This is a genomic window from Longimicrobium sp. (genome assembly GCF_036387355.1).
Taxonomy (GTDB): Bacteria; Gemmatimonadota; Gemmatimonadetes; order Longimicrobiales; family Longimicrobiaceae; genus Longimicrobium.
This window is the reverse complement of sequence record NZ_DASVTX010000290.1, coordinates 1-4,358: the sequence shown is the minus strand read 5'-3', so window position 1 is coordinate 4,358 and position 4,358 is coordinate 1. Positions and strand designations below refer to the sequence as shown.

The following is a 4,358-nucleotide window of genomic DNA, read 5'->3' as shown; positions in this document are numbered from 1 at the left end:
GCGGCCTCGGCGGCGGCCGCGGCCACGTCTTCCGGCGCCTCGCCGTGCTCCGGCGGCGCCTGCAGGTCGTTGAAGATGCGGGGCGAGCTCACGATGGCCGCGCGCTCGGGGTGCGCCACGGGCACCTTGATGACCTCGATGCGGAACTCCGCGGAATTCGGGTTTTCGCGCGGATTTCCGCGGGAGCACCCGGCCAGCTCGCTGGGCGAGCGCACGCCGGCGCTCCCCGAGATGTACACGTAGACGTTCTCGGGATCGCTCGGATGCGCCAGCACCGTGTGCGTGTGAGAGCCGCGGCAGGTCTGCACGTTGCCCACGTTGCGCGGGTTGCGCACGTCGCTGATGTCAAAGATGCGCAGGCCGCGCAGCCGCTCGGCGCTCACCGTGTCGCGCACGCCCTGGGTGCCGCAGTCCAGCCGCCCGCCCAGCCCCTCGCCGGAGATGAAGAGCAGGTTCTTGTAGACGGAAACGTCGCTCTGCGAGGCCGGGCACACGAACGCCCTGGCCATCACCGGGCGCGCCGGGTTGCTGACGTCCCAGATCTGCCAGCCGCCGTAGTTGCCCTGGATCACGTAGTTGCCCGTGAACGACAGGTCGGAGTTGGTGTTGGCGTCGAACGGCGCGGGCGACGGGGTGGTGCTCAGCAGGCGCATGCCGCTGATGGCCTGCCCGGCGTCGTAGCGGCCGGCCTTGAGCCCCACGCGGGGATCGGGGCGGCTGGTGCCCTGGGCCGCCGCGGCGGACGACAGGCCCAGCGCCAGCGTGACCGCCGCGAGGGCGGCGGAACGCAGACTTGAACTACGTTTCATGAGCGGTTCTCTGGATGGGGTGAGGGGTTGGGGCATCCACTCGCTCGGAGTGGGGGGTGGATCAGGGCGCCGGGGCGCCGAACACGACGCTGGCGAGCATCCGCTGCATCCGCGCGATCTCCGTCACCTGGTCCACGTTCACGTCCGACGCGAACTTGAAGACGGAGTCGTCCTGCCCGGCGCCCTGGGTGGCGAACAATTCGCTCACCATGCTCACGGCGCCGCGGTGGTGCTGGATCATGGAGTTCAGGAACAGCTGGTCGAACGCGGGGCCGCGCGCCGCGGCCAGCGCCGCCATCTGCTCCGCCGTCAGCATTCCCGGCATGAGCGCGTGGCCGGCGCCGTGCCCCGCGCCGTGGTCCATGCCGGCGTGCGCCGGATCGGGAACGGGCTGGCCGCGCTGCCGCAGCCAGCGCTGCATGGTACGGATCTCGTCTTCCTGCGAGGCGATGATGCGCTCCGCCAGCCGCAGCACCGCCGGGCTGGCGCCGTTGGACGGCGCGAGGCGCGCCATGTCCAGCGCCTGGGCGTGGTGCCCGATCATCATGGTCATGAAGCGGACGTCCGCTTCCGTCCACCGGGCCGTGTCGCCCGCGGCGGGGGCCGGGGCGCCGTGCGAGTGCGTGTGCGGCGTCTGCGCCGCGGCGGGCGCGGCCGCCACCAGCAGCGCCAGTAGCGCCGCGCGGGTGTGCATGCGGTTCATGGTCACGGGCTGACGTTCTGCTCTGCGGGGACGGCAGGAGCGCCACCAATGGCCGGGCGCGGCCTACACGATAGAGCGTCCGGGCCTCCTTCGCCACCGCTGCATACCGCACGCCGCCCGGATTGCCGACAACGCGGGAGCCCGTCGAAAGGTTTCAGCCTGCCGGCGACCTTCTCCGGTGGATCACGAAAGAGCCGGCCCGGGATCATGTCCCGGGCCGGCTCCTCGTCATCCATCCCGTTGCGGCGAAAGGTGATCCGCGGTCAGGCCGGGATGGCCTCCGGCACCGTCACCGACGACCAGCCGGGAATGGCCTCGAACACCTTGAGCGCCAGCGGCACCTTGCCGAACGGGGCGCTCACCTGCACGCCCTGGATCATGGGCATCGACGCCGCCAGCATCTCGCGGGCGATGGCCGTTCCCTCGTCCGTACCGGCCTCCTTGCCCAGCGCGCTGGCGATGCGCATGCGCTCCATCACGTCGTCGGGAACCACGACGCCGGGCACCTCGTTGGCCAGGAACTCGGCGTTGCGGGCGGAAACCAGGGGCCAGATGCCGGCGATCACGGGAATGCGCAGCCCGTCCTTTTCAATCCGCTCCACGAAGCGCTCCAGCTGCCGCAGGTCGAACACGGGCTGGGTGATGGCGTACTCCGCCCCCGCCTCCACCTTCCAGTAGAAGCGCCGCATCTCGTGCTCGAAGTCCTCCGCGCCCGGGTTTACCCCCACGCCCACGACAAAGCTGGTGGGCTCGCCCAGCGCGTTGCCGCCGGGGTCCATCCCCCGGTTCAGCCGCGAGACGAGATTAGTGAGCCCGATGGCGTCGATGTCAAAGACGGCGGTGGCGTCCGGGTACGGCCCCATCTTGGGCGGGTCGCCGGTGATGAGCAGCATGTTGCGCAGCCCCAGCGCCTGTGCGCCCAGCAGGTCGCTCAGCATTCCCAGCAGGTTTCGGTCGCGGCAGCAGTAGTGCACCACCGCCTCGATCCCCACGCGCTGCTGGATCAGGACCGCCGTGGCCAGCGCGCCCATGCGCGACTGTGCGCGGGGGCCGTCCGGCACGTTCACGCCATCCACCCCGGCGGCCTTGAGCAGGCGCACGCCCTCCAGCATGGGCTCCGGGTTGCTGCCGCGCGGCGGCACGATCTCCACCGTCGTCAAAAACTCGCCCGCGGCCAGCTTGCGCCCCCAGTTGCTGCGCTGCGCCAGCGCCACGGGCTCGCGCGCGGCGGCGGCGTCCTCGGAGTGCGTCACCGTGACCCGCGGCTCGGCGTCGGGGGCCAGCATGCGCACCGCACCCGCCATGGCCGCGACGTGCTCCGGCGTGGTGCCGCAGCACCCGCCGATGAAGCGCACGCCCTTGCGAATGAGGCGGGCGGCGTAGCTGGCCATGTACTCGGGCGAGGCCATGTACATCGTCCGCCCGTCCACCTCGCGGGGAAGGCCGGCGTTGGGCTGCATGCTGATGGGGCGGTCGGTGGAGCCCACGATGCGCTCCGCCGCGTTCAGCATGGTGTTGGGCCCCACGCTGCAGTTGAGGCCCACCACCTCGGCGCCCCACTCGCCCAGCCGCTCGGCCACCAGGGCCACGTCACTGCCGAAGGCGGTGGTGCCGTCTTCGCGGATCACCATCTGCGCCACGATGGGCAGGTCCGACGCGTCGCGCACGCCCAGGATGGCCTGGTGGATCTCCTCCAGGTCGGCAAAGGTTTCCAGGACGAACAGGTCCACCCCGCCGTCCACCAGCGCGGCGGCCTGCTCGCGAAAGAAGCCGCGGGCCTCTTCGCGGGCGGTGGGCCCGTACGGCTCGATGCGCACCCCCAGCGGCCCCATGGCGCCGGCCACGTACACGCGCTCGCCGGCCGCGGCGCGGGCGATGCGCGCGGCGGAGGCGTTGATCTCGTGCAGCTGCCCGTCCAGCCCGTGGCGCGCCAGCTTGGGCCGGTTGGCGCCGTAGGTGTTGGTTTCCAGGATCTCCGCGCCGGCCTTTACGTAGGCGCGGTGAATGTCGCGCACCAGGTCGGGCTGGGTGAGCGACAGCTCGTCGTAGCAGCGGTTGATGTAGACGCCGCGGGCGTACAGCATGGTCCCCATCGCCCCGTCAAAGAGGTGGGGCCGTCCATCCGCCAGCAGCTGCCGAAAATCGCGCATCGTGTATGTCCTGAGGGGAGCGTCCGGGGGTTCAGCCCGGGGCGCCCTGATAGTTCAGCGGGCGCTTGTTGGTGACCGGCACGATCCAGAGGACGCGTCCGGTGCGGTCCAGCCCGATCTCGGTGTCGCCGTTTCCGGTCACGCAGCCGGCGCCCTGGGGGTACACCCAGCGGGCGGCGGTGCCGGAACGCAGCACGGCGAGCGTTTCGTCGATGGTGGGGCGCGGCGTGCCGGGCTCGAAGCGGGTGGCCAGGTGCGTGAGCGAGCTGGGCTCGCACCGGTGCGGGGGCGGGCCCAGCAGCCGCGCCACCTCGCTGCTGTCGTCGCCGATGCTCACCTGCCCCGCGGCCTTTTCCAGCTTGCGGCCGCCGCTGAACAGCAGCCCCGCGAGCACCACCAGCAGCCCCAGCCCCACGATGGCGGCGCTCACCATGCGTGACTGCCGCTTGTGGGAGCGCAACGCGCTGTCCACCCGTTCTTCGTACCTGGTAGCGATGGCGACCTCCTGCAGCTGAGCCCCATGGGCGTGGAACGAATGCAAACGGGGGTGCGGTTGCAGGTTTCCTGCCTGAACGGAAGTGCGTGAGTGCTGGGTGCGTGAGTGCGTGAGAACGGCAGTGCCCAGGATCAAGTGCCCAGTGCCCAGCCTGCCTCCCTCTGCTACCCCGCTCGTACGGGGGTGTGCGCGGCTTCGGC

Annotated in this window: 3 protein-coding genes and 1 pseudogene; all 4 read right to left on the bottom strand. The window is 71.2% G+C overall.

The genetic code is table 11. The features are described from left to right. Nucleotides 1–809 (bottom strand): annotated as a pseudogene (locus VF665_RS12500) (hypothetical protein); the annotation flags it as partial. Between the two features lie 61 nt (nt 810–870). Beyond that, nucleotides 871–1,512: a DUF305 domain-containing protein gene (locus VF665_RS12495; RefSeq protein ID WP_331053757.1), complete on the bottom strand. Its 642-nt coding sequence runs from the start codon at nt 1,510–1,512 to the stop codon at nt 871–873. Nucleotides 1,513–1,775: 263 nt separating this feature from the next. Continuing rightward, on the bottom strand, nt 1,776–3,662 hold the full coding sequence (locus VF665_RS12490) for a bifunctional homocysteine S-methyltransferase/methylenetetrahydrofolate reductase (protein WP_331053756.1): 1,887 nt from the start codon (nt 3,660–3,662) through the stop codon (nt 1,776–1,778). A gap of 31 nt (nt 3,663–3,693) precedes the next feature. Continuing rightward, a complete protein-coding gene (locus VF665_RS12485) occupies nt 3,694–4,134 on the bottom strand; it encodes a hypothetical protein (protein ID WP_331053755.1) in 441 nt (146 codons plus the stop codon). Nucleotides 4,135–4,358: the final 224 nt, after the last annotated feature.